This window comes from Pseudomonadota bacterium (assembly GCA_039193195.1).
Lineage (GTDB): Bacteria > Pseudomonadota > Gammaproteobacteria > Steroidobacterales > JBCBZW01 > JBCBZW01.
Map to the genome: position 1 here is coordinate 1 of JBCCWS010000014.1, position 23147 is coordinate 23147.

At 64.1% G+C, this 23147-nt stretch carries 15 protein-coding genes; 10 read left to right on the forward strand and 5 right to left on the reverse strand.

All coding sequences use genetic code 11. From position 1 onward, the window contains the following. Positions 1–196: 196 nt before the first annotated feature. Complete coding sequence (locus AAGA68_13080; GenBank protein MEM9385991.1) at positions 197–1906, forward strand: toll/interleukin-1 receptor domain-containing protein; 1710 nt, start codon at positions 197–199, stop codon at positions 1904–1906. Here the strand turns inward: AAGA68_13080 and AAGA68_13085 are convergent. From AAGA68_13085 to AAGA68_13095, 3 genes are all read right to left on the reverse strand, one after another. After that, the gene (locus tag AAGA68_13085; protein ID MEM9385992.1) at positions 1898–2599 is read right to left on the reverse strand and encodes an NUDIX domain-containing protein; all 702 of its coding nucleotides are present in this window, start codon (positions 2597–2599) and stop codon (positions 1898–1900) included. The genes AAGA68_13080 and AAGA68_13085 overlap by 9 nt on opposite strands. A 762-nt stretch (positions 2600–3361) precedes the next feature. Continuing rightward, entirely contained in the window at positions 3362–3940 is a 579-nt protein-coding gene (locus AAGA68_13090; protein MEM9385993.1) for a hypothetical protein, read from the reverse strand. Positions 3941–3964: 24 nt separating this feature from the next. Continuing rightward, positions 3965–6067 carry a winged helix-turn-helix domain-containing protein gene (locus AAGA68_13095; protein MEM9385994.1) on the reverse strand — a complete coding sequence of 701 codons (2103 nt, stop codon included), beginning with the start codon at positions 6065–6067 and terminating at the stop codon, positions 3965–3967. 114 nt (positions 6068–6181) lie between these two features. Here AAGA68_13095 and AAGA68_13100 point away from each other — a divergent pair, with 114 nt between their 5' ends. Next, entirely contained in the window at positions 6182–7858 is a 1677-nt protein-coding gene (locus AAGA68_13100) for an amidohydrolase family protein (protein MEM9385995.1), read from the forward strand. A gap of 561 nt (positions 7859–8419) precedes the next feature. Here AAGA68_13100 and AAGA68_13105 read toward each other — a convergent pair. Further along, positions 8420–9238: a phytanoyl-CoA dioxygenase family protein gene (locus tag AAGA68_13105; protein ID MEM9385996.1), complete on the reverse strand. Its 819-nt coding sequence runs from the start codon at positions 9236–9238 to the stop codon at positions 8420–8422. Positions 9239–9382: 144 nt separating this feature from the next. On the opposite strand from AAGA68_13105, the gene AAGA68_13110 reads away from it, so the two are divergent. The 3 genes from AAGA68_13110 to AAGA68_13120 all read left to right on the forward strand — a co-directional run bounded on the left by AAGA68_13110 (position 9383) and on the right by AAGA68_13120 (position 14382). Further along, on the forward strand, positions 9383–10786 hold the full coding sequence (locus AAGA68_13110) for a mercuric reductase (GenBank protein MEM9385997.1): 1404 nt from the start codon (positions 9383–9385) through the stop codon (positions 10784–10786). Positions 10787–10959: 173 nt separating this feature from the next. Further along, complete coding sequence (locus AAGA68_13115; protein MEM9385998.1) at positions 10960–13089, forward strand: M13 family metallopeptidase; 2130 nt, start codon at positions 10960–10962, stop codon at positions 13087–13089. A gap of 252 nt (positions 13090–13341) precedes the next feature. After that, positions 13342–14382 (forward strand): LacI family DNA-binding transcriptional regulator, encoded by a 1041-nt coding sequence (locus AAGA68_13120; GenBank protein ID MEM9385999.1) that lies wholly within the window; start codon positions 13342–13344, stop codon positions 14380–14382. 9 nt (positions 14383–14391) lie between these two features. Here AAGA68_13120 and AAGA68_13125 read toward each other — a convergent pair whose 3' ends face one another. Then, entirely contained in the window at positions 14392–15972 is a 1581-nt protein-coding gene (locus AAGA68_13125; GenBank protein MEM9386000.1) for a sodium:solute symporter, read from the reverse strand. A 245-nt stretch (positions 15973–16217) separates the two neighbouring features. On the opposite strand from AAGA68_13125, the gene AAGA68_13130 reads away from it, so the two are divergent. From AAGA68_13130 to AAGA68_13150, 5 genes are all read left to right on the forward strand, one after another. Continuing rightward, positions 16218–18653: a TonB-dependent receptor gene (locus tag AAGA68_13130; protein ID MEM9386001.1), complete on the forward strand. Its 2436-nt coding sequence runs from the start codon at positions 16218–16220 to the stop codon at positions 18651–18653. A 95-nt stretch (positions 18654–18748) separates the two neighbouring features. Then, positions 18749–19693 (forward strand): zinc-binding dehydrogenase, encoded by a 945-nt coding sequence (locus AAGA68_13135; GenBank protein ID MEM9386002.1) that lies wholly within the window; start codon positions 18749–18751, stop codon positions 19691–19693. Beyond that, positions 19683–21140 (forward strand): sucrose phosphorylase, encoded by a 1458-nt coding sequence (gene gtfA, locus AAGA68_13140; GenBank protein ID MEM9386003.1) that lies wholly within the window; start codon positions 19683–19685, stop codon positions 21138–21140. The genes AAGA68_13135 and gtfA overlap by 11 nt, the downstream gene beginning before the upstream one ends. Beyond that, on the forward strand, positions 21137–22147 hold the full coding sequence (locus tag AAGA68_13145) for a Gfo/Idh/MocA family oxidoreductase (GenBank protein MEM9386004.1): 1011 nt from the start codon (positions 21137–21139) through the stop codon (positions 22145–22147). The genes gtfA and AAGA68_13145 overlap by 4 nt, the downstream gene beginning before the upstream one ends. Continuing rightward, entirely contained in the window at positions 22144–23097 is a 954-nt protein-coding gene (locus tag AAGA68_13150; GenBank protein MEM9386005.1) for a carbohydrate kinase, read from the forward strand. Before AAGA68_13145 ends, AAGA68_13150 begins: the two co-directional genes overlap by 4 nt. Positions 23098–23147: the final 50 nt, after the last annotated feature.

Consider the following 23147-nt stretch of genomic DNA (forward strand, 5'->3'; position numbering starts at 1 on the left):
TGGGACGTCACGTCCTGGTCCTCGCACTCCTTCAGACGCTGCCGTGCCGCGCCGACGTCATCGGAGAGCCCGCCCACCGGCGCTCACCGTGGTGTACGGGGGCACACCAAACACGGGAGCAACGTACTCAGGGGCAAAAGTACCCGCGTATTTTTCAACGAACTTCTGGGACAGCACACTAGCTACTGGAGATACTATGCGCCCTGCCCAAGTCTTCTTGAGTTACGCCCGCATAGACGACAGGCGTGCATTTGGGAGCCTTACCAAGACGGCCATTCGCCTCATCGAGGAAGTCAACACAACGCACCCCGCAGAGGTGTTCGTCGACTACGGTAACCTGCACGCTGGCGATCACTTCCCGGAAAAACTGGATCGCAGGGTACGCTCCGCAGACATATTCATTGCCTGCATCAGTCCCGCCTACGTGAAGTCTGCGTGGTGCCCGAAGGAACTCGCCCTGTTCCAGCGCGCACAGCTGGAGCGCAAGCGTACGCGGGCGGAACAGCGCGTGCTCATCATTCGCCTGCCCGGCACGGGCGACGGCGTAATGGAGCAGCTCAAGCTGGATCATCTGCACCGGTGGCTCCTGTGGGAGGAGGTGCCATGGCTGTATCGGGTGGGATTGCAGCGCTCACTGCCGGAAGTGCTCCGGCACGCGGCCAACGACCTTAGGCGCCGAATCGACCAAGTGCGTCCAAAACCTGTGGGCAAGCCGGCAACACCACTTCCTCGGTCTTTCCAATTCCACTCCGCCCTAGACTCGGTTCGTACCCAGCGCGGCAGCACCAACCAGCTGCCCTTTGTTAGCGCGCGAGTGAAGCTTGGCTATTTGCTCGGGTACACCGCGGTTCTGCCGGAAGCTCAGGCGTTCGATTCGCTGGGTGCGATTCAGTGCGTGAGCGAGGCTGCGAAGGGCTGGTCTGCAGCGGCAGTGCGCCGTGTTCCACCATTTCCACCCTTCGAGTGGATACACTACAACGCGCGTTCGCCTCACCTCACAGATCGGGCACGCGAGCGCCTAGCGACGGAGCACTTCGAGTCGTCGGCGTGGTACGAACACGCTGAGCATCGCATTGGCAATGGAAGGGCCTTATCGCTCGCCGAGGTGGAACGGCTGGCAGAGTATCCACGGTTCCTGGAAGCTGCCGAGTTCCTGACGTGGTTCTCTGGCCGCGAGCTTGCACAACGCCCGTCCCTGGACCTCCTCGACCGACTCCAGCACCTGCGCGAGCGTACGGTCATCGAGAAGAAGGAGGGACCGCTTGTTCGCGGGCTCAGTTTGCTGGTCGCAAGAGGGAAGGAGACGCGATCGGAAATGTACGCCCTCGCCGATCAGTTCGGCGCAGAAGATCCAACCATGCCGGTGGAATCGCTCAAGGACTTGGTGGATCTCGCCTACAACCGCACCATCGCGGAGAGCGTTCTCCACGCGGCGTCGCCCGAGTTCATGGCGCGCTCTTTCGTGCTCACCGACCCCACGCCCTCTAGCGAAGCGGATGATGAGTCTGATGAGCTGACGACACTGGCACGCTGGCTCGCCGAGCAGCGCGCTGCGGAAGAAAGCGAGGCGTTCCACAGGGAAGTGTTCGGCGCCGCTGAGGCGACTGACAGCGAATCGCCCGCGGGCAGCCTGTCTTGGAGCACCCTGTTTGAGATAGTGGCGGAACCTGACTGGGGAGAGCGCTACGAGAGGCTGGTGGCGGCTCGCCGCAAAGGCGATATCAGGCGGCAGGGTGATGCGCTGAGAGAGCTCGCGAGCTGGGTGCGAATACAACTCTCTAACACCCATGTGCACCTCGAAGAGGGTGCGGATGTGGGAGGCGTAGCGCTATCTGACAATGGCGCAATTGCGACGTTGGGTGACGAGGTGATGGGCGTAGCGGCTACGGGAGCTGCCCTATCCTGAGCGTTCCGTCCATGCCTTCAGGCGCGCCAAGCCCGCTAGAGCCAAGGCGTCGGCTGAAGCGACCACAGCATCCTCCCAGTCAAGGAAGAGGATTTGCTCGATCTCGGCGCCCGGCGGTGTCCACCAGCGACCGCTAACCTTGGGGCTTGACGGACTGGGTGCGAGGAGGTCGTCGTGCATCTTCCGGCCAGTGGTGTCGCGCTCGCTGACCAACTCGACCTGCGCTTGCGGAACCGCCACCGCAAAGAAGTGCACGCCTTTGCCCGCGGGGAGATCGGCGACGAAGAACGCGCGGTTGCTTAGCGCTGGGGTGCCGGGTAACGCGTGCACGGTTTCACTCGCCAGGCCCACCTCTTCGAGTGCTTCTCGTTGGGCCGCGCGCAGGTGACTCTCGTCCCCATCGACGAACCCACCGATGGCGCCCCACACCTTGCTACCGGCATTCGGGCGCTGCTCCGCTATGAGACCGACCAGCAAGCGACCTTCAACCTTTACGTAGGGCAGCACGATCGCCCCGCCCCCGGCGTGCTCCGCGAACCACCAGGTATCGTAGCCTCCTGGGTGCCACCCGTAGGACCATGCGCCGAACACAGACTCAAGCCGCGCCATCCGGCAGCGCATGGGCGTACCGTCGACGATCAGCGTCCAGTCCGGCTCTGCATCGGAGGGTAGCTCGGTGAGAGAGGTGTTCATGCCCTTCCGGTAAGTCGATTGACCCATGCGCGCGCAGCCCCGGGCGGGGCCGAGGCCGAGGCTCCTTTCGCACCGTAAGCTGACCTGCGCTGGGGATCAACTGGCTACTGGCCCCGAGGAGCACCTCACGCCAAAGTGGCATGGTGCGGGTCGGCGCGAGGACGCCGTGTGCGCCGTGGCGCGTCTCACCCCGTTTCCTGACTCTAGCGGGTCACCAGTTGCAGTTATTTCGGATCCGCGAGAACGCCGCTTCCATTCCCGTCATTTCAACCGAGCTGTGATCACTCCGCCTTGAGGCGGTAAAGCGCGAACGGCCATGCGCTTCACCGTTTGCAGCTCTCTTGCGAACAAGTAGGGTTTTCTGCGCAGCTAGGCGGGTCCCTTTCCAGCGTGTCCATGAGCCAGATACTCAACACCATCTCGAAACGGCTATTGATCGTGCAACTTCACCTCAGCGCCCGTAGTACTCCGAAACGCCCATGTAGTGCCCCCATTCAAGCCAACCCTGCGTGCCGTTGTCCTTGCAGTAGAACGCTAGACCAACAGGGTTGGTGTTGGCGGCCCTCGACGGAATTGGCTGCAACGATGGCCCAGTAGCCCTCTCCCATAAGAGTTCGTCCGTGGTCGTCCCCTTTTCCCACCTGGCAGTGGCTGGCGAAACAGTCACCAGGCACAACACCGCTAGAGATACAGCGCGTGCTCGGGGCCGCTGGTATGCAGGGTCTTGCTCACGCGCCGTGCCACAGCACCGGTCAGCGTCTTCTAGATTCCTCGTTCAAGCACTCCACCTGCTTCGAGACGGCCCGCAGCCACTGCGAATCCCCCTGACGCCAAAAGTACAACAGCGAGGAGGGCTAAGTTTGAATCCAAGGTCGCCGAAAGGCCTGCACCGCCGATTGCCCCCACGTAGAAAAGCGCAAACCCCAAGGCCGCCGCCAAGGCGTGACTCGTCACCTGTCGGACCGCAACACGATGGATCCACTCGCGCAGTTTCGAATCATGCGGGTCGTGGACTGCCACGATCGACGGAACGAAGAGACTCGCTAGCGGAAGCCAGAACACGGTGACGATTCCGAAGAGCAGCGCCCCGAGAGACTTGACCATGATCAGACCCGATAAGATGAGTGTGCACTCGCGCAGATCGCGGCGGGCGATGGCGCCGCGAACGCGCGTCAGGGGCCAAGTGCGGTCAAGCGCCTCGAGCTTCTTGCGGTGTGCTGACTCGGCGACTCGCCTGAGCGGGGTCCAACCGGCAAGCCGCTCGCCCACCTGCAGGAAGAACATCGAAGCGGCTTGCGTGAGGACCCACGAAAGCAGAAACAGACCAGTTATAGATTTCATTGGGCAGCGACCTAAGCAAGCGAGCTATGGATCGATGCGCAAGCGGATCAGATCGGCGCTGAGCTGGCTCCGACTTGCGTAGAATAGGGTTTTTCCATCCGGCGCTATCGACAGGTTTGTTGATTCACGCAAGACCGGTTGATCGAGTGCAACGATGGTGCGACGTGATCCCGTACCGATATCGACCGCAACCACCTCGGCGTCGCCTTGCTGATTCCGCGCGAAGTAGATCTGATCGTCGTGCACGGTCCAGTTGCCCCAGTGTTCCGATGAAAGATCCTCTACGATGCGCTCCGCTACTCCGCCAAAGGGCAGTTTCCACAAGCCGGGTTGATCGCGGCGGCTGAAAATCAGGCCACGGTCTGCACGTGTCCGGTACTCCCGTTGAGCATAGGCGCCACCTGAGGTCAGCCGCGTCGTATCAGAATCGGCAAGTCCGTAGCGCCACACTTCCCAATCCCCGCTCCTATTCGAGGAGAAGTAGAGCGATCTGCCGTCGAGCGCCCACGAAGGCGTCCGATTGTCTCCGGGCACCGTCAACCACTGCGTTGAATCCGTACCCAACGTGTACAAGGCGATCTGACTCGTGCCTTTTCGGCGCACTTCAAACGCGATCTGTCGCGAGTCCGGTGACCACCGTGGCGACTCCACAGCGACGCCCTTTGGCAACTGCACAGACCTCACAACGCGGCCGCTGTCGAGGGATCCGATCCACAGCAACGGTGGACCAGAACGACTCGACACCCACGCCAGGTAGGCACCGTCGGGCGCAGGCGCTGGAGCGAAATCGTACCGATTCGAAGAAAACAAGCGGTTCGCCGGGCCCGTGGCTTCCGCCAGCGCCCGCGAGTAGATATCAGCATCAGCGGTCCACTGTTCAGCGATCACGACGCCACTCGCCGATACCGCAGGTTGCCGCACAATGCCGGAAAAGCCGTGGTGGGTGACCTGGGGTTGACGGCCGGTCGGCAGGCGCCACAGCGAATAGCCGTTGCCCTTCGCGTTGGAAAAGAACACCAGATCCGCTTTGGAGCCCGTGCCGACCCAAACCAAACCGGTCACTTCCGCCGGCTCGGCGGTCAGTGTTCTTAACATCCGCGTCTCATCGCGATAGCCACCGTTGATGGGCGCGGCATAGACACGACCGATCCCAGGGGTGACGTAGGTCGATAGGGTGGATATCCGGTCCGCGCGAAAAAACGCAAGCGTGCGACCGTCTGGGGCCAGTGCCGGAAACAGATCTCCAACGGAGTGTACAGGCGGCCGCGTGACGGTGGAGATCGGGCCGCCCTCGGCAGGCACAGAACGGATCTCAAAGGGACCTGCGCCCGGACTGCCAAGGTCCGAATAGAACAGATGCCGACCGTCGACGGACCAGGCAAGGCTACCGTCGTTGCGACGATGGCACGGCGTCAGCAGATCGTGGGATCGGTCTTCTAAGTGGAAGACTCGAATTTCGCAGCCTGTCCCTTCAGTGGCCTGATAGGCGATCCGTTTGCCGTCCGGGTGTACCGCGACACCCTCGCCGCCGGCGGACAGCAGGACGTTGGACGTAAGGCTGTCCACGTCCTGAACACACAGGCCCGGTTGCTCGCTGTCCGCCGTACTGCAGCTAAAGAACACTCGTCGGCCGTCCGGGTGGAAGCTGGGGTGAGTATCGAAGCTTTGCTGCGTACTGAACGGCTGGATATCCACCAACGTCGCTTGAGGACCGGAGAGTCCAGTTCGCCCCAGTACCCACAACACAGCGAGTAGACCGACGCCTACAAACCGCAGCGCAATGCCAGGGAACCGCGGGCCGTCTCGAGTCTGATCGGCCGGGGGATCGACCAATCGGTACCCCACCTTTCGAATGGTCTCAATCGGTTCGAGGCCAGGTTGCAGCGTCCTGAGCGCCTTTCGCACATCGAATACGGTGCGGTTTAACGCGTCATCGGTCACTTCGGCGGAACGCCAGACTAAGTCAAAGATCTCGCGCCGGCTGACCACCGTGCCGCGCCGCTGAAGCAGCAAATGCAGAACCTGCATGGCACGGGGCTCCAGCGAGAGAGAGCGGGTGCCACACGTTAGCCGATTGGTCGACGGATCGATATCGATCTTGGCAAGTTGGAAGCGCTCAGTGGTCATCCCCAATGCATTCCCAAGCTGATCCTAAGGCTCCTGTCGTTGGATTAGGTTAGCGTCGATTCGTTCACAACGGAGGTGGCGAGACAAATGAGGCGGGGCTTTTCTATGAGCTCGATGGCGCTAGCCAGCTTCTGCCTCAACCCGAGCAGCGGGCCTATCGATGTCGAGCTCGTCGTGGAGAATGTCGCCATCGTGGATGTCCGCTCGGGAAAACACATCGAGCACCATGTGCTCGTGGTCGACGACGGGGTCATTCTCGATGTGGTGCCCGAAGCTTCGGCTGCAAGCTACGTTGCTGAGCGGATCATCGACGGCGCCGGGGGATATCTGATACCCGCCTTGGGCGATGTTCACGTCCACTTGCAAAGCTACGCGGAACTGAAAAGCTACCTTCGCTACGGGGTGACGGCCGTCTTCAATATGTCTGGGCGCCCGGAGCACCTGAGGATGAAGGCGTCGACTTCGAGGGGCGATGTACTCGGCCCACGGATTTTCAGTGTCGGGCCGACGCTCGATGGTCTAGAACCCACCAATCCTCTCTTTACTGCCGTCACTCCCGACACGGCCGACGAGATCGTCGCGTGGATTCAAGCGCAAGGCTATGACGCGATCAAGGTGTATCAACGGATCGAGCAGGATGCGCTCGCCGCTGTCGTGTCGAGCGCCACGGCGCGCGGTATGATCACGACAGGGCATGTATCTCGCCTCGCCGGCATCGATGGGTCCCTGGCAGCAGGTCTCAGGTACATCGCACACGGCGAAGAACTGGCCTTCCCTTACTACGACAGCGAGAGCCGTGGGTACGTGCCGATGGGGCTGCCAGCGCTCGCCCGATTGCTTCGCGTTGCCGGTGCTACCGTAACGCCAATGGTCGACTATCTGGAGAGCATTCCGCCGCAGGTGCTCGATCTCGATGGCTATCTCGACCAGGCACCCATGCAGCTCGTACCAGCCGCGGTGAAACTATCCTGGGGCGAGCGTCAAGGCTACTACTCGAACCGCCGCAATCCGGTGCAATACGTCGCACAGGTCAGGGCGCTGGCGGGGTTCGTTGGGGCCCTGACTCACGTCCTACAGGACGAGGGGGTCCCGTTGCTCTTGGGCACGGACGCGAGCTTCGGCGGCGCCATTCCCGGCTACAGTGTCCATCAGGAGCTGCTAAGCCTGGTCCGGGTGGGGCTTACGCCGTTGCAAGCGCTCCAGGCCGCGACAATCAACGTTGGCGTCTATCTCAACGATTCCGGCGTTCTGGATGTTGCCTGGGGCGAGATCAAGGCAGGTTACGCCGCCGACTTTGTGCTTCTGCGGCGCGATCCGCTGGCCGACATCTCGGCAACACAGGATATTGCGGGTGTCGCCAAAGCGGGGGCATGGCTCGGTCAACTCGAGCTGGCAAACATCGAATCGGCTCTGCGGGTGGAGCAGGACGAGCTGTACGACAAGACCCACGCCGTGGAGGCGCATATCGCGGAGGGGGACGCCGCCGCACTTCGAGCATTGGTCGATGCGTATCGAGCGCCTGGCGTTGTAGATCCACTGATCCACCCGGACAACTGCATCTTCCTCGGCTATCGGCACTACTACGGTGGCCGCCGTGCTCTGGCGGGCGAGCTGTACGAATCCTGCGCACTGATGAGCCCACGTCACGCGCCACTATGGATCCACGTGGCACGCGCGCGCGAGGCGAGTGGCGATGAGGCTGGGGCACTGGAGGCGTATCAGACAGCCGAGTCTCTAAACCCATGGTACGGCAGACCGCGCCAAGCCGTTAATCGTCTCGAACGGGAGTGAGGACCTGACATGTCTTCTGTTCGAACCAGATGTACCTAACTCTCGAGCGAGCAACTCCTATGGCCGAAGGAGCAGAGCGCTGGGGTGAAGAGACCATGGCACGTCCTCTCGAGGACTACCCTTACACTTAACCTTCCTCCTGGTCATTGAAAACCCAGGCCACGCTGAGCAAAGCGCCAGATCGACGTTGGATCTCTCCTTCCTCGTAGGAGAGCGGGCGGTCGAATGGACTTACGCACCGCGCACTGCGGTGAATGGAAGAACACTATCCGGATCGCTAGCTGGTGAGCGTGTACTCAACGAGCAGTACATCTTCTGCAATTACTTTTTCGCATGGGCGAACCGGGCGCCGATCATCGAACATGTCTACAACGTCGGTCCCGACGGCCGCGCCGGCACGGCCCCGCGCTCCCCCAAGTGCGTCAGGATTCGCTCGATCATGGTGAGCTCCTCGACCGCGGCGATCACCTTCATCAGTGGCACCGCAGACGGCGCCGTCGGTGTACCAGGCGCCGAGCGGCGTAGTGGCGGGGCAAGACCCCGACGCGAGGGGCCCGCCCCCTAAGGGCCCTTGGGGCGCGGCCAGACGATCGGGTAGCGAACACCGCGCAGAGCGGCGCCGTCGCTGAGGGCCGCGTCTTGCAGGTAGGGGCTGGTGCCCGGCCCGTCGTAGTAGGTGCAGTCTGACGCGCAGTAGCGCACGGCGTAGCCGCGACGGCGGGCCTCGCCCTGGTTGGCCCGCGCGCCGTGAACGGTGAGGGCGTGGAACGCGACGAGGTCGCCGGGGGCCATGTCCCACGCGATGAGGTCCTGCACCGGTACCATCGCCTCGATGTCAGGCATCGGTACGTAGTCCGGGTTGCGCGCGTAGGCGGAGCCGCCCGGGGCGAAGGGCTCGGGTTGGAACCAGCGCTGCCAACGGTGCGAGCCCCTCACGAAGCGAAGGCCTCCCGTCGCCGGCGTCACCGGATCGAGGGTGAGCCAGAGGGACAACACGTGCGCCCCGCGCATCGGCCAATAGGGCTGATCGTTATGCCACCGCGTGGGCGCGTCGGCACCCGGCTCCTTCACGAAGAGTTGATCGTAGTAGAGGCGAAGCTCCGCCACGCCCAGCAGTTGCACCGCCAGCGCAGGCAGGCACGAGTCGCGACAGAAGGTGGCGAGGGCATCGTCGTGCTCCCACAGTCGCATATTGCCGTGGAAGCGGCCCTGCCCCGACGATACCTGATAGCCGTGATAGCAAGGCCCGGGCGATTCGATGTCGCGCTCGATGGCAGCGGCCAGGGAGGCGAGCCAGCACGCGTCCACGGCGTTGCGCAACACCACGACGCCATCCTCGCGAAACGCATCGATGGTGGACGATTCCAGCGCCTGTTCCATGCGGGTAAACGACTCGGGCTTCCTGGGAAGCACACATCATAACGCTCGTGACGAAAGAAACTTCCGCCGCCCCCTCAACTTCCAAGGGCAGCTCCACTAGGCTTGAGCCTGCGCATCGTTACCATTCCCACCCCGGAGACCGCGATGGAAACCTTCGACTACCTGATCCTCGGCAGCGGCCAGGCCACCGGCACCCTGCTCGGCGACCTGCTCCCGCGCGGCGCCCGGGTCGCCGTGGTGGAGGGGAACCAGGTGGGCGGCAGCTGCGTGAACTACGGCTGCACCCCCACCAAAGCCCTCGTCGCCAGCGCCAAGGTGGCGCACCAGGCCCGGCGCAGCGACGACTTCGGCGTCAGCAGCGGTCCCGTCTCCGTCGACTACGAGGTGGTGAAGGCGCGCATGGATCGGATCCGCTTCGCGAGTCGAGACGGCCTGACCGAGTGGATGGAGGGCAGCGACCAGGTCAGCCTGGTGCGCGGCTGGGGCCGCTTCGAGGGCCCGAAGACCCTGCGCGTGGGCGATCGCCGGCTCACCGCACCTACCATCTTCATCAACACCGGCACCCGCCCCCGCACACCGACGCTGGAAGGCCTGGACATCGTCCCTTGGCTCGACAGCGCGCGCCTATTGGATCTCGAGGCCGTACCGGAACACTTGCTAGTGCTTGGCGGCGGCTACATCGGGCTGGAGTTCGCGCAGGTCTACCACCGCTTGGGGGCGAAGGTAACCGTGATTGCGAGCGGTGATCAGCTGATGCCGCGGGAAGACGCAGATGTGGCCGAGGCCCTGCAGCAGATCCTCACGGAAGAGGGGATACGGATTCACCTCAACGCCAGGGCCAACGCGGTCTCCCCGATCACCGATCGGGGCGTGACCCTGCAGTACCGCGAGGGCGATCGACCCGCCACCGCCGTCGGCTCGCACCTGCTCATCGCCACGGGGCGCGCGCCCAATACGGATCAACTTGAGCTCGACGCGACGGGCGTGACCGTCGATGCGCACGGTTACATCGAGGTGGACGACTGCCTGCGCACGCAGGCGGAGGGGATCTTCGCCCTAGGCGATGTCAACGGTCATGGCGCGTTCACCCACACCTCCGTCAACGATGCGGAGATCGCCCTCGATCACCTGTTCGAGCGGGGCGATCGACGCCTGTCGAGTCGCGTGATCACCTATGCCTTGTTCACTGACCCACCGCTCGGCCGCGTTGGCCTCACCGAGAAGGAAGCACTCAGCCAAGGCCATCGCGTGTTGAAGGCCACACGGCCCATGCGCAACATCAGCCGGGCGCGCGAGATGAGCGAGACCGACGGCTTCGTCAAGGTGCTGGTGGATGCGGACGCGGACCTGATCCTCGGCGCCTCCATCCTGGGGGTTCACGGCGATGAGGTGATCAACATGTTCGCCACGCTGATCGCCAGTCGCCTGCCCTGCCGCACCTTCCGCAAGACCGTGCTGGTGCACCCGACCGTGTCGGAGCTGATGCCCTGGACCTTGGATAATCTGTCGGAGATCGAGTCCGATCCCCCTGAGGAAAGCCGCATGTGAGCGCGCGTGCCCCTAGCCGGCGGCACCGGCCGATGCGTTCTCAACTGCCTGACGGCTGCGCGCGGCACGCACGCGACTCAGCAATCGGCTGGCGCATCAGGTAGGGTGCGCGTCTGCCAAGGGCGGTTCCAGCGCCGCCCACCACCCTACATTGAGTGCCCGTGAGGTCTTCTGTGACTACCGCCCTGCGTCCCCGCACCTCGACCCTACCGCGCCGCAGTGCCCTAGCACTGCTGCCCGCCTTCGCAGCCCTCCTCGTCGCCTGCGGGGCGAGCGATCCCGAGCCTGCCCCCATCGAACCCGCCGACGGCGGCGCGACCGAGGTCGCGTCCGCACCAGCTGCGCCTGCGGCTGAGCTGGGCGCCTGGGGCGTCGACCTCACCGCTCGCGACACGGCGCAGCACCCGGGCAATGACTTCAACCTGTACGTGAACGGGCACTGGCTAGACACCTTCGAAATCCCCGCCGATCGCGCCCGCTGGGGGATCTTTGACGCCTTGCGCGAGCGCTCTACCGAACAGGTACACGCCATCCTCACGGACCTCGCCGAAAGCTCCGCCAGCGCGGGCTCCCTGGAGCAGAAGGTGGGCGACTACTTCGCCACATGGATGAACGTCGAGCAGATCGACAGCCTCGGCGCCGACCCGCTGCGCCCGCATTTGGAGGCCATCGACGCCATCGCCGACAAGGACGCCCTGCTCGTGGCCATGTCGGACATCCACGCCACCGCGCCCTTCGGCGTCGGCATCATTCCTGACCCGGCTGACACGACGCGCTACTCCGTGTTCGCCAGCCAGGCCGGCCTCGGCCTCCCCGATCGCGACTACTACCTGCTCGATGACGAGCGTTTCGTCACCTTCCGGGCTGCTTATCGCGACTACATGATCAAGGTCCAGGAGCTCGCCGGCCTCGAACAGCCCGCCGCCCGCGCCGATGCCATCATCGCGTTGGAAACTCGCCTTGCAGAATCCCAATGGTCGCGCGCTGAGAGCCGCGACATCCAAAAGATCTACAACCCCATGACCGTGGCCGAGATGACCGAACTGGCCCCGCAGATCACCTGGGGCGTGGTGTTCGACACCTTAGGGTTGGGCGGTGTGGAACCGGTAGTGGTCGCTCAGCCAAGCGCAATGACCGCCGCCGCCGAACTCTTTTCTTCGGTGCCCCTAGAGACATGGAAGCAGTACCTCGCCTTCCACTTCATCCGCACCAACGCCCGGCTTCTGAGCAGCAACTTCGACCAGGCCCACTTCGACTTCTACGCCAAGACGCTGAACGGCATCGAAGCCCAGCGCGATCGCTGGAAGCGCGGCGCCGATCTGGTCAACGCCAACCTCGGGGAGGCCGTCGGCAAGCTCTACATCGATCGCCACTTCCCGCGCGAAGCCAAGGAACAGATGGACGAGCTTGTCGCCAACCTCGTCGCTGCCTTACAGGAACGCCTGGGCGAGAACGAATGGATGGACGATGAGACCCGCGACGCCGCCCTGGTCAAGCTCGGTACCTTCGAGCCGCGCATCGGCTATACCACGAAGTGGACCGACTACAGTGACCTCGAAATCGTCGCTGGCGACATGCTGGGCAACGCCCGTCGCATCGACGACTTTGCGTGGAAGCAACAGGTGGACCGCTTAGGCGGCGCCGTGGATCGCGAGATCTGGCCCTACCCACCTCAGACGGTCAACGCCTCCTATAATCCGCTCCTGAACCAGATCACGTTCCCCGCCGGCATTCTGCAGGCGCCGTTCTTCGATCCGAACGCCGACCCCGCGGTGAACTACGGCGCCATCGGCGCGGTGATCGGCCACGAGATCGGCCACGGCTTCGACGACCAGGGCCGACGCTTCGATGAGGTAGGCCGCATCCGCGACTGGTGGACCCTCGCCGCCGACGCCCGCTTCAAGACACGTTCCGATGCCCTGGTCGCCCAGTACGACGAGTACTCACCGATCGAGGACATGAATGTCAACGGCCGCCTCACCTTAGGCGAGAACATCGGTGATCTCGGCGGCGTCGAGATGGCCTACGCGGCCTACCAGCGCTACGTGGCGGAGCACGGCGAACTGCCCGTGCTGGACGGGTACACGGGCGAGCAGCGCTTCTTTCTCGGTTGGGCCCAGGTGTGGCGAGGCCTGATGCGCGAAGACGCGTTGCGTGAGCAATTGCTAACGGATCCGCACAGTCCTGCCGCGTACCGCATCAATGGCGTGGTGAGAAATGTGGATGCGTGGTACCGGGCCTTCGAGGTGAGCGAAGAAGACGATCTCTACCTGGCGCCGGATGCGCGCGTGTCCATCTGGTAGGAGCCGCCACTCCTGTTGGGTCGCTGTTCACGAGGCGGCGACCCACGCGCCCGCCGCCTCGGCGATACCCTTACGTTCAATGGGATCTCGCGTGAAAAGCGGCGCGCACGCGCCGGGCGCCCCATAGCACTGTCGCACAACTCAGCTGACCGCTACACTCCTCACACGACACCCTTGACCCGGCCCGGCAGCGCGTCAGGCGCATGCCTCGTTCCGCAGGGCACCGACAGGCCAGGCAGAGACGTATAGCGAATGGCGCGCAGACCCAGAAAGACCCAGGCGTCCGACATGCGGATGGAGGACATCGCCAAGATGGCGGGGGTCGCCAAGTCCACCGTCTCGCGCGCCCTCGCCGACAGCGACCAGGTGTCGGCGTCAACGAAGGCGCGCATCCGCCAGATCGCCAGCGAATACAACTACCGCCTAAACGTGGCAGCCCGCGATTTCCGCCTGCGCCAGACCCGCACCGTCAAGGTCATGGTGCCCCTCGGCGCCGCCGGCCTGCCGATGTTCACCGACCCGTTCGTGATGGAGCTGACCGCCTCGCTGGCCGACACGCTCAGCGAGCGCAACTACAACATGCTGCTCTCGAAGATCGCCCTCTCCTCTCCCGAGATGATTCGCGACGCCTTCGACACGCGCAACGTGGAAGGGCTGATCGTGATCGGCCAGCGCCGCTTCCACAACGATCTGAACGAGATGGCCCAGAGCAAGGTGCCGCTCGTAGTGTGGGGCGCTCAATTCGATGATCAGCTGTATTGCACGGTGGGCGGTGACAACGTGGCTGGCGCCCGCCGTGCCACCGAACACCTGCTGAAGCTCGGCCGGCGCCGCATCGCCTTCCTCGGCGACTGCAAGGACGCCGAGCCCAACCTACGCTTCGACGGCTATCGCTCGGCGCTCGAACGTGCCGGCGTGCCCTTCGACGAATCGCTAGTGATCCCGACGGCCTACGATCGCCTGGCTGGGCACGCCGCGGTGAGCCGTCACATCGAGGACGGCCCTCCGTTCGATGCCCTCTTCGGCACCACTGACCTGCTCGCGATGAGTGCCATCTCTGCCCTGCACGACCATGGCGCGAACGTGCCGTCCGACGTCGCCGTGGTGGGCTACGACGACATCACCCTCGCCAGCTACTTCAGCCCAGCGCTCACCACCATCCGTCAGGACATCTCGCGCGCCAGCCAACTCCTGGTGGATAAGGCCCTCAGCATGATCGCCGGGGAAAGCGCCGAGTCAGAAACGCTCCCGACCGAACTGGTGATTCGCAAGTCCTGCGGCGCCATGGGGTGAGCGAGGCGCTCACCACAACCACACCACCAGCGCCGCCGAGATCAGCACGATCGCGCCGGCCTGCAGGCGATAGTTCGCATACCACGGTACGCCCGCGAGTAAGGCGGACTCCTCGGCGAACTTCTTCCGCGTCCAGAGGTAGTCCTGGATAGCCCCCGGCGAAGGGGCTTGCGTTGCCAAGCTTACGAAAACCATGGGCACGCAGCAGATCGTGAAGATGATCGGCGCAACGAGCAGGAAGTGGATGTTCGTGACCGTCATAATCTCGTTCAACGCAAACAGCACGACCGCACTCACCAGCCCTGTGACGATTGCCGCGAATGCCCCCTGCGCATTCGCGCGGGCCCAGAAGGTGCCGAACAGAAATAGACACACTACCGGCGGCACCCCGTAGGCGAGCACCTTTTGCAGATACTTGAAGAGGGAGCCGAAGTTCTGGATCTGCGGCGCCCACAGCACGGCGAAGAGCATGAAGAGCACGGTCACGTAGCGGCCTACTCTAAGCAGCTGCTCGCCTGAGAGGTTTGGTCGATAGCGGCGCACGAAGTCCATCGTCACTAGCGTGGAGGCGGAGTTCAGGGTCGAGTCGATCTGCGACATCAAGGCAGCCAGGAACCCGGCGAGCACGAGGCCGAGAATGCCTACCGGCAGCAGATCGAACATCAGCACCGGGAACACGAGATCGGGTCGCTCTAGCTCCGGGTAAAGCACGATTGCCGCGGTCCCCGGCAACACCATGAGGAATAGGACGGGCAACTTCAAAAGGCCCGCGAACAGCGCTCCCCAACGCCCGTGGTTCACATCCTTGGCCCCTAACACCCGCTGCACCATGAACTGGTTGGTGCACCAGAAGTAGAACCCAAGCAGGGGGACCCCCAGCACCAGCCCCAGCCAGGGCATGCTCGGGTCGTCCATGGGTCGAATCAGGCTGAGGCGCTCAGGGTCGACCATCGCCGTGATGTTCTCCCACCCCCCAGCCTCAGCGAAGGCGAAGGTCGCGATCAGCAGCGAGCCGATGATCAGCAGCACCGCCTGAATCACGTCCGTGATCATTACCGCCGAGAGGCCACCCACGATCGTGTAGAGCCCCGCCACCAGGGCCAGGCCCGCAATCGTCTGCCAGATCGGCAGGTCCGGCCAGATCAGCTGCATGATGAGCGCCCCCGCGTACAGGCTGCCGGCCGTGTCCAGCACGATATTCAAGAACAGCGTGAGCAGGGCGAAGTAGGTGCGCGCCCGACCGTCGAAGCGCCGCTCGAGGTACTCGGGCATCGTGTAGACCTGGGACTTCAGGTACTGCGGCAACAAAAACACGGCGAAGAATGCCATTAGCACGGCGGACATCCACTCGTAGTTGTAGACCGAGATGCCCGTGGCGTAGGCGTCGCCCGCAAGGCCCACCAGGGTGGTGCTCGAGATCTGCGAGGCGAACAGGGAGAAGCCTACGAGGGGCCAGACCATGCGCCGACCGGCCAGGAAGTAGTCCTGGGCGTTCTCGTTCTTGCCGGCGAAGGCGAGACCCACCCCGATCATGAACACGAAGTACACGGCGATGATCACCAGATCGATCGTATGCAGTGCGAAATCCATAGCTCCCCCGTCAGCCTTTCCCCGTCCCTGTGGCGCCCCCAATCGGATGGCGAACAACCCCCACGATCCGGCCTCAAGGTAACACATCGACTCGCCGATGTCGCAACCGATTGCGTTATATAGAACAGTAAGTTATATAAGTTTTTGACAATCGTTGCGCAGATTGCAACAATTTCTCCCGCCCGGGGGAAGTTGCAAGGGCAACCAGGTCGCAGCGCGTCGACCGCAATCAAGTGGGGGAACTCATGTTCAACAAGCTAAGTCGGCGACTGCTCGGGTCGCTCGTGGTGCCAGCACTGCTGATCTCGCCCGCCGGGGCCCAGCAGGGCGGCGAGGAGGAGCCGGAATCGATCCTGGAAGAGGTGATCGTGACCGGTGTGGTGCGTCAGGCCGTCAAGCTCGAGACGAGCGTGTCCATCTCCAGCCTCGACGGCGATGAGATCGGCAAGTACTCGCCGCGCGGCATCGCCGAGCTCTATCGCAGCCTGCCCGGTATCCGCTCCGAACCTGCCACCGGTGAAGGTAACGGCAGCATCGCCGTGCGCGGGATCCCGCTCGCCACCGGCGGCTACAAGTACGTGCAGCTGCAGGAAGACGGCCTGCCCATCCTGCAGTTCGGCGACATCATCGTGGGCAACACTCCGAACTTCGTTCGCGCCGACTTCAACCTGGAGCGCATCGAGGCCATTCGTGGCGGCAGCGCCTCCACCCTCGCCAGTGATGCGCCCGGCGGCATCATCAACCACATTAGCCGAACGGGGCGTGACGAGGGCGGCTCCGCCGGCCTTAGCTTCGGCCTCGACTACGACGAGCTGCGCTTTGACTTCGGCTACGGCGGGCGCATCTCGGACAACTGGTACGGCTTCGTCGGCGGCTACTGGCGCGAGGGTGAAGGCGTTCGCGACGTCGGATACAACGCCACCACCGGCGGCCAGATCAAGGCCAACATCACCCGCGAGTTCGATCAGGGTTACATCCGCTTCTACTTCAAGCACCTCGACGAAAACCTGGCGACCTACCACAACTTCCCGTCCATCGCCCAACCGGGCGGCGGCTTCGAGCCCTTCGGCGATTGGGACGGCAGCAGCCAGTCGGCTGGCACCATCTTCCGCACCAGCAAGAGCGTGACCGACGCCAATGGCACGCCGATCGTGCGTCGCCCGCGCGACCAGATCGAATCGCGCGTGGATGCCTTGGGCGTGGAGTTCTCCTGGGACTTCACCGATCGCCTGTCCCTGATCAACCGCTTCCGCGTCTCCGACGTGAGCGGCGGCCAGATCTCCGCCCTGCCCTTCGGCGCCGGCGATCTCGGCGTGGCCACGGACCTGGCCGCAGCCATCTGCAACTGCGACAACCCCTCCGTCGTGCTGGCCGCAGGACCGAACGCCGGTGACGCCTACGACGGCCTCGCCCTGCAGTACCTCGAGCTCGACTTCCTCAACGAGAGCCTCAACTTCGTCGTCAACGACCTGCGCGCGAGCTTCGCTGCCACGGACGCCGTGACCCTGACCGGTGGCCTCTACTACTCCCAGCAGGAGATCCGCCAGAACTGGCCCAACTGGGACCGTTTCATCACCACCTTCGATGGCGACAACGCCGTGCCGCTGCTGATCACCGATGGCGACACGGGCGTGGAGTACTCCGACGCCAACGGCACCTTCAGCCGCGGTCTGCTTACGCGCCTGGTCGACCTCGAGTACACCACCATCGCCCCCTTCCTGGACCTCACCGTGGACCTCGACCGCGTCAGCTTCAACGCCAGCGTGCGCCGTGACGAGGTGGACGTGCGCGGCGTGGCCGCCGGCGCCGGCGGCTTCCTCGGCGACACCCTGCCCTGCGACAACAACGGCGACGGCGACACCACCGATCCCCTCGACGTCTGCAGCGTCTCGGACCTGAGCAACGGCACGGTGCACGACTACGACCCCGGCTACACCTCCTGGTCCATCGGCGGCAACTTCAACATCGGCGATAACCAGGCCGTGTTCGCCCGCGTGAGCGAAGGCGGTGTGATCGTGGCCGACCGCCTCTTCGACGGCGGCGCCGATCGCGTACTGGCTGCCAACGCCGGCATCAGCGACGGCATCGACGACGTGCTCCAGTACGAAATCGGCTACAAACTGAACCACAACCTATTCGATCTGTTCGTAACCTTCTTCCGCGCCGAGACCCAGGAGACCCAATCCGAGGTCACCACGGGCAACGTCTTCGTGCAGGAGTACGAGGCCAACGGTGCGGAGATCGAAACGGTGTTCAGCATCGCTGACGTGCTCGACGTTAACGCCAACTTCACCTGGACCGACGCGGAGATCGTCGACAGCGACACGGCGCCCGAGAACATCGGTAACCGCCCGAATCGCCAGGCCGACTACATCTACACGGTGAACGCCGGCTACAACAACGACCGCTTCTCCGGCGGCCTCACCTTCGTCGGCAGCGGTGACTTCTTCATCGGTGACACGGAGACGATCCAGCAGGACGCGTACACGCTGATCCACGCCTACGCCACGTTCTTCGTCACCGACAAGTTCTCCCTCTCCCTGAACGCCAACAACCTGACCGACGAGTACGTGGCCAGCTTCGGCGAAGGGGGCATCGTGGAGTTTCAGGGTCAGAGCCTCTACGGCGCCGAAGTGCTGAACGGCAGATCGATCAGCGCCTCCCTGCGCTACGACTTCTGACCGACCCCTGGCGGGAGCACCGCGCCTGCGAAAACCAACTTCCCCTGGACTGGTAGACGCGGTGTTCCTCCTTACAAGACCGACGGAGACTTTCGATGCAGGCAGCGATGCTCGGCAAGGGCGGCTTCACCCTAAATCAGCGCGACATCCCCCAGCCCGCCGCCGGCGAGGTGCTAGTGAAGACCATCGGCTGCGGCGTCTGCGGCGGTGACCTCTTCACCTACCGCTCCCGCGACCGACTGACCCAGGGCGAGACCCTGCTGGGCCACGAAGGCACCGGCACGATCGTCGCACTGGGCGCGGGCGTCACCGAATTCGCCGTCGGCGAGACGGTCACGGCGCTCGGCGGCGCCTACGCGGACTACTTCGTCGCTCCCATCGACCTGCTGGCGAAGGTGCCGGCGGAGATCGATCCGATCGCCGCGCTTGGCGAGCCCGTCGCGTGCTGCGTTCATGCCAGCGAGCGCTTCGGCGTGCGCGAGGGCGACCGCGTCGCCGTGGTGGGCTGCGGCTTCATGGGCTTGATCTGCCTGCAGCTCGCGCGCAACCAAGGGGCCGGCGAGATCACCGCCATCGATCCGATCCCCTACCGCCGCGACATGGCGGCTCGCCTCGGCGCCCACCGCACCTTGCACCCCGATGAGGTGGTGGTGGCAGATCGGGCTACCGGATTAGCGCAGGTGGTGATCGAAGCCGGTGGCGTGCCGGCGACGCTCGAGCTGTGCACGGATCTCGTCACCCAACACGGCCGTATCATCATTATCGGTTACCACGAGTCTAACGAGGGCATGCGCAACATCGACATGAAGCTGTGGAACTTCAAGTCGATCGACGTGGTGAACGGCCACGTGCGGCGCGACGAGGAAAAGCACACGGCGATGCTCGCCGGCCTTGAGATGCTGCGTGCCGGCACCCTGCAGACCACGCCGCTGATCACCTCCTACGCCTTGAACGAGGTAGAGCAAGCCTTCGCCGATTTCGGCGCCGCTAAGGAAGGGCTGTTCAAAGCAGTGTTGGTCACCGGTGACGATGTCACATGAGGTGCAGCTGATCGCCTACGGCGATCGCCTGGGTGACGGGACCCTAAAGGACCTGAAATCCCTCCTGGAAGGCCCGCTGGCGGGCCTCTTCGGCGGTCTGCACCTGCTTCCCTTCTACGATTCCATCAGCGGCGCGGACGCGGGCTTCGATCCCACGGACCACCTGGCGGTCGACCCCGTACTGGGGGACTGGGGTGACGTGCGTGCGCTCGCCGCGAAGACGAACCTGGTGGTCGATCTAATCGTCAACCACATCTCTTCTCACTCGGCGCAATTCCAGCACTACCTGACCCACGGCGCTCACTCACCCTACGCCGGCATGTTCCTCACCGAGCAGCAGGTGTTTCCAGGCGGGATGAGTGACCCTGATCGGCAGGCCCTATTCGTGATCGGCGCCGATGATCCGTTCGTCGAGTGTGAGCTTGGCGACGGCACGAGCGAACGTCTCTGGGCCACCTTCACGCAGCGGCAGATAGACCTAAACCCGGACCATCACCAAACCGAGGTCTACCTGGACGCAGTGCTTACCGCGCTGGCCAAGTCCGGCGCGCGGCGGGTGCGCCTGGACGCCGTCGGCTTCACCGTGAAAACCCGCGGCACCAGTTGCTTCCTCACCCCCGCCACCTTCGCCTACATCGATCGCCTGAGCCGCAAAGCCCACGCGCTGGGGCTCGAGGTGCTCGCCGAGACCCACACGCACTTCGAACGCCAAGGCGACGTCGCCCAACATGTTGATTGGGTGTACGATTTCGCCCTCGGCCCCCTGCTGCTGCACAGCTTGTTCGAGGGCAACAGCTTGAGTCTGAAGCGATGGCTCGCTGCACGTCCGCGCAACGCCATCACCGTGCTCGACACGCACGATGGCATCGACGTTGGCGACGTGGCCGCCGACAAGCTCCCGCCCCACCGCCCCGGGCTGCTGGACGACGCAGCCGTAGACGCGCTGGTCGCTAGGATTCATCGCCATAGCGGCGGGGTCAGTGCGCGCGCCTCCGGCGCCGCCGCCGGCAACGTCGACGTGCACCAGATCAATTGCACCTACTACGATGCGCTGGGGGCCGATGACGAGGCCTACCTGGCCGCTCGCCTCGTGCAGCTGTTCTCACCAGGCATCGCGCAAATCTACTATGTGGGATTGCTAGCAGGCAGCAACGATGTGGCGGGGTTCGCGCGCAGCGGCGTGGGGCGCGACGTGAATCGCCGCTACTACACGCAACCAGAAGTGGAGGCCGAGCTAGCGAGGCCCGTGGTGCGCAGACTCATGGGCATGATCCGCTTGCGCAATCACCACCCTGCCTTCCGCGGCACCTTCGAGGTGCGCCCCTCGCCTACTCATACGCTACTCTTGAGGCGAGCATGCGAGGCTTACTGGGCCGAGGCCCACGTCGACTTTCGCGCGCGGTCCTTCACCATTCGTTGCTCGCACCCAGAGACCTTCTCGCCATGACCCTGAGGATAGGACTGCTCGGCGCATCGCGCATCGCACCGCAAGCCATCCTGACGCCAGCCGCCACGATGGACGATGTGGTGGTCACGCGGGTGGCCGCGAGTTCGCCAGCACGCGCCGAACAGTTCGCCGCCGAGCATGGGATCGCCGACGTCGAGCGCGACTACGCCGCGTTGCTCCGCAGCGATCAGGTGGATTTGGTGTACAACGCCTTGCCCCCGCATGCGCACCTGGAACTGACCCTTGCTGCCGTCAGTGCGGGCAAGGCGGTACTGTGCGAGAAGCCCTTCGCCATGAACGCTGCGCAGGCCGTGCGCATGGTTCACGCCGGACAGAGCGCCTCGCAACCGGTGATCGAGGCCTTCCACTACCGCTTCCATCCCCTGATGGATCGCACGCTGGAGCTCCTGCGATCAGATACGATCGGCAGGCCCACCCAGCTCGAGGCGCACTTCAACGTCCCCATTCCCTATCGCGCAGGGGAGCTGCGCCATACGCTGGAGCTGGGTGGCGGGGCCCTAATGGATCTCGGCTGCTATCCCGTGCATTGGGTGCGTGCGGTCATGGGCACTGAACCCAGGGTGCATACCGCACACGCTGAGCAAGGCCAACCGGGCATCGACATCTCCATGCACGCGACGCTCCACTTCGACGGCGTCCCCGCCACGGTCTCCTGCTCTATGGACACGCGCCTTGCGCCGGGGATCAGCGCTCGCCTGCACGTGATGGGCACCCACGGTCATCTCAGCATCGACAACCCGATCGCCCCTCAGTCCGGACACGAGCTACGCTGGCAGGTAAGGAGCGGCCCGACGCAGACCGAGCGAGTGACCGGCAACTCGACCTACTGGCACCAGCTGCGCCACGTGAAGGCCGTGATGGACGGCACGGCATCTGCCATCACGGGCGGTCAAGACGCCATAGCAAACATGGCGGCCATCGATGCGATCTACAGGGCCGCCCGAATGCACCCGCGCGGTCGGACCCAGGAGCTGCCCGCGCCATGAGTATCGCCGTCGTGGGTGAGGCCCTCATCGATTTCATCGCGACAGGCGCTGGCAGCTACCAACCGCACCTGGGCGGCTCGCCCTTCAACGTGGCCATCGGCCTTGCACGCCAGGGCATGGACGTGAGCTATCTCTCGCCCTTGTCGGACGATGGCTTCGGCCAGCAGCTGCTGGAGGCCCTTCACCACGAAGGCGTAAAGGCAATCAATCCACGACGTTCGCCGTGGCCGACGTCACTGGCCTTGGTCACGGTGGCTGCGGACGGTATGCCGAGCTATCGCCTCTACCGAGAGGGCATCGCCGACAAGGACACCACCTTCGAAGCGCTACGCGACCTGCTCCCGGCGTCGCTTCAGATCTTTCACACGGGATCCCTGGCGATCACCCCGAGCCAACTGCCGAAGCTAAGGCGGCTGTTCGGCTTGCTCAGGGAGCGTGGGGTGCTGATCAGCGTGGACATCAACATTCGCCTCGGCGCAAGCGTCGACACCCAGGCTTACCTAAGCGGTGTGCGGTCCTTGTTTTCATGGTGCGACCTCATCAAAGCCAGCGACGAAGACCTCGACGCCATGGATCTCGCACCCACTGCCCGCGAGGCAGCGGTTCGCGTACACGAACGGATGCCTAACGGCGGTATGGTCGTGCTGACCGAAGGCTCCGGCGGCAGCGTCCTGATCGATGCTCAAGGGCAGCTCGAGTGCCCTGCCTACGCCGTTGCGCGGGTGGAGGACACGGTCGGGGCGGGAGACACCTTCCACTCGGCATTTCTCGCCGGTTTGGTGCGTGCAGACGCGCTGCCTGGAGGCCGAGTGCAGCTGAGCCGAGAGGCTCTCGCCGACCTCCTGGATGCTGCGTGCGCCGCCGCCGCAATCAACGTATCCCGGCGAGGATGCTCGCCGCCGACGGCGGACGAGGTGGCTCGCTACCAAGAACAAGCGCGCCGCGACTGAACTCGTCCGCTTGCCCAATCCCGCGGCCTCAGGTACAGCTGGCGATCACT